Here is a 3,807-nt window from a genome sequence, read left to right on the forward strand (position 1 = left end):
CCGACGCCCGCCGAGCCGGCGGCCCGGCCCGCTGCGGCTGCGGGTGACCTCATCAGTCAGGCGGCTGTCGCCGCGGCCGCCGGTGCCGACGTGCCGCCCCGTGACGCCGCCGAGCGGCTCACTTTCGGCGTGTGGGCGATGGTCACCGGTAAGTCCGCGGGGGGCATCTTCACCAAGCTGCCGGTCCTCGACGAGGACATGGCGCAGAAGCTGACCGAGCGACTCTCCGAACGCGCCGGCGGGGAGATCGACATCGAGGACGTCCTGGACTCCGAGACGATCGAGGACCTGTCGAGCTACGTGCGCGATCAGCTCGAGGGCGGTGCGGTGGACGGCTTCGTCCGCTACCTGCGCACCGTCGAGAACTCGACTCGCCCGCCGCTGCTGCTGTTCCACCCGGCGGGTGGTTCGTCGATGGCGTACGAGGCCCTGCTCAAGAAGCTGCCCGACGACGTGCCGGTGATCGGTTTCGACCGTGTCGAGGGCACCATCGCCGAGCGGGTCGAGCAGTACCTGCCCAAGCTGCGTGAGGTCGTCCCGCACGGCCCGTACCTGCTGGCCGGCTGGTCACTGGGCGGTGCGTTGGCGTACGGGTGTGCGCAGGGGCTCCGCGAGGCCGGCGAGGATGTCGCTCTCGTGGCGCTGTTGGACGCGGTGCGCCCCAACGGTTCTCCCGAGGAGAGTCAGGACGAGAAGCGCGCGCGGCTGGAGCGGTACATGACGTTCGCCAAGCGCACCTACGGCGTCGACGACGTCCCGGTACCGATGGACCGTCTGGTCGAGGCCGATGACGAGGGGCAGTTCCGGATCATCATGGAGCTGCTGTCGATGAGCAACGCCAAGATTCCCGGCGGCATCATCGAGCACCAGCGCACGTCGTTCCTCGACAACCGTGCGCTCTCGACCATCGAGCCCACCCCCTACGACGGCAAGGTGGTTCTCTACCGCGCCGACAAGATGCAGGACGGTGCCATCGAACTCGAGCCGCGCTGGGCCGACATCCCGCGCGACGGGCGCTGGGGCGAGGTCGTCGACGATCTCGAGATCGTCCACATCGGCGGTGATCACCTTGCGATGATCGACGAGCCGTACATCGGACGGATCGGCGCCGACCTCACCCGGCGTCTGACCGATCTGGTCTCCGCACAGCACAGCGGTGCGGGCGTATCGAAGGAATGAGCACACAGTGACCAACACCACCGCGGGCAAGCTGGCCGACCTCCGGGAGAGGCTGGAGGCGTCCAAGGAGCCCGGTGGCGAGAAGGCCATCGCCAAACGCGCTGCGAAGCAGATCTGTTCTCCCCGCGAGCGTCTGGCCATGCTCTTCGATCCGGGCACGTTCGTCGAGATCGGGGCGCTGGCGAAGATGCCGGGTGCCGATTCCAGCGGTTACGGCGACGGTGTGGTGACCGGACACGGTCTGGTCAACGGCCGTCCGGTCGCCGCGTTCAGCCACGATCAGACGGTCTTCGGCGGTTCGGTCGGCGAGGTCTTCGGACGCAAGGTGTCCGGGATCATGGAATGGGCGGGCAAGATCGGTTGCCCGATGGTGGGCATCAACGACTCCGCGGGTGCCCGTATCCAGGACGCCGTCACCTCGCTCGCCTGGTACGCGGAGATGGGTCGCCGCAACGACCTGCTCTCCGGGTTGGCCCCACAGATCTCGATCATCCTGGGCAAGTGCGCGGGCGGCGCCGTCTACACGCCTGCCAACACCGACATCCTCGTCGGCGTCAAGGACGCGAGCTACATGTTCGTCACCGGACCCGACATCATCAAGCAGACCACCGGCGAGGAGATCGACGCGGAGGACCTCGGCGGCGCCCACAACCAGGCCCGGTGGGGCAATCTGCACCACCTCGCCGACTCCGAGGCCGACGCCTTCGCCTGGGTGCGTGACTACCTCGAGTACATGCCGTCGACCTGTCATGAGAAGCCGCCGATCATCAACCCCGGACTCGAGCCGGAGGTCACCGACAACGACCGCAAACTCGACGTCTTCCTGCCCGACAACGACAACGCCGGCTACGACATGCACGACATCCTCGTCAACATCTTCGACGACGGTGCGTTCCACGAGGTGTCGGAGATCTTTGCGCCCAACATCATCACCGGGTACGCGCGGGTCGATGGTCAAGCGGTGGGGGTCGTCGCCAATCAGCCCAGCGTGATGGCCGGGGTGCTCGACACCGACAGCTCGGAGAAGGCGACGCGGTTCGTCCGTATCTGCAACGCCTTCAACATCCCACTGGTGTTCGTCGTCGACACCCCCGGCATCCTGCCGGGCGTCGTGGAGGAGTCCAAGGGCACGATCCGCAGATCCGGCAAGTTCTTGTTCGCCTACGTCGAGGCCGATGTGCCGAAGGTGACCGTCGTGGTCCGCAAGGCCTACGGCGGCGCGTACGCGACCATGGGCTGCAAGCAGCTGGGGTGCGACATCAACTTCGCCTGGCCCACCGCCAAGATCGCCGTGATGGGGGCCGAATCGGCGGCCGCCGTGCTGACCCGCAGGCAGACCGAGAACGCGTCGCCCCAGGAGGCGGACAAGATCCGCACCGACTTCATCAATTTCTACAACACGATGATGGCGACACCCTACCTCGCCGCCGAGCGTGGGTACATCGACGCGGTGATCGAGCCGTCGTCGACGCGCCTGCACCTGCGCAAGGCGCTGGCGCAACTGCGGGACAAGAACGTCCACCGCACACCGCGCAAGCACCTGCTCATCCCCGTGTAGGGAGTCAGGCGGCCTCGTCGAGAGGCTGCCGCGATCCGCGGACGGTGTCGGGCAGCGACAGCCGGTGCAGGGTGGCCAGCACCCGGAGATACTGTCGCGGAAGCGATCCCGTCGTGTACGGGAGGTCGTAGTCCGCGCAGAGCGCCCGGACCTGGCGCGCGATCTCGGCGTACCGGTTGCACGGCAGGTCGGGAAACAGGTGGTGCTCGATCTGGTAGCACAGGTGACCGCTCATGACCGCGAGAACCGGACCGGCGTGAAAGTTGGCGCTGCCCAACATCTGTCGCAGGTACCACTCCGCCCGGGTCTCGGTGTCGAACGTGTCGGCGGTGAACGTCTCGGCGCCGTCGGGGAAGTGGCCGCAGAAGATGACGAGGTACGACCACAGATTGCGCACGACGTTCGCCGCGAGACCGGCGGCGAGCACCGACCGCCGGCGTCGTCCGGCGAGCAGCGGGAACACCCCGAAGTCCTTGATCATCTGGCGACGCGCCTTGCGGATCAGTGAGCGCATCGCGCTGCCGGGCGCGACCGACGGCCTGTCCTCGTCGTAGCGCACCTGGGCGGCGTGGTCGTGCAGGGCGATGCCCCACTCGAAGGTCAGCGCCAGGATGACGTTCGCGAGCGGCTGCAGGAGATGGGTGCGGGTCCACGGGATGTCCCGGCTCATCCGCAGGATGCCGAAGCCGAGGTCGTGGTCCATGCCGACGATGTTGGTGTAGACGTGGTGTTCGCGGTTGTGGGCCAGCCGCCACTGGTCCGACGGCCCCACCTGATCCCATTCCCATGTCGCGCTGTGGATCTCCGGATCGTTCATCCAGTCCCACTGACCGTGGGAGATGTTGTGCCCCAACTCCATGTTCTCGACGACCTTCGACGTCGCCAACAGGCCGGTCCCGACGAGCCAGGTGGAGCGTCGCCGGGATGCGAGCAGGATCAGTCGTGCGATGACCTCACCGGCACGCTGGGCGAGGATCGTCCGCCGGATGTAGTCGGCGTCGCGGATCCCGCGGGAGGATTCGATGTCGGCCCGGATCGCGTCGAGGGACGCCCCCAATGCGTCGACCTGC

3 protein-coding genes are annotated in these 3,807 nt (G+C 67.3%); 2 read left to right on the top strand and 1 reads right to left on the bottom strand.

The genetic code is table 11. From position 1 onward, the window contains the following. Positions 1 to 1,179, top strand: a 1,179-nt coding sequence (locus tag JHC79_RS15935; RefSeq protein ID WP_296392534.1) for an alpha/beta fold hydrolase, incomplete at its 5' end; no start/stop codon positions are given. Between the two features lie 7 nt (positions 1,180 to 1,186). Further along, on the top strand, positions 1,187 to 2,737 hold the full coding sequence (locus JHC79_RS15940; RefSeq protein ID WP_296392537.1) for an acyl-CoA carboxylase subunit beta: 1,551 nt from the start codon (positions 1,187 to 1,189) through the stop codon (positions 2,735 to 2,737). Positions 2,738 to 2,741: 4 nt separating this feature from the next. Here JHC79_RS15940 and JHC79_RS15945 read toward each other — a convergent pair. Then, positions 2,742 to 3,807, bottom strand: a 1,066-nt coding sequence (locus JHC79_RS15945) for an acyl-CoA desaturase (protein WP_296392539.1), incomplete at its 5' end; no start/stop codon positions are given.

It is taken from the genome of Williamsia sp. (genome assembly GCF_016462415.1).
GTDB lineage: Bacteria > Actinomycetota > Actinomycetes > Mycobacteriales > Mycobacteriaceae > Williamsia_A.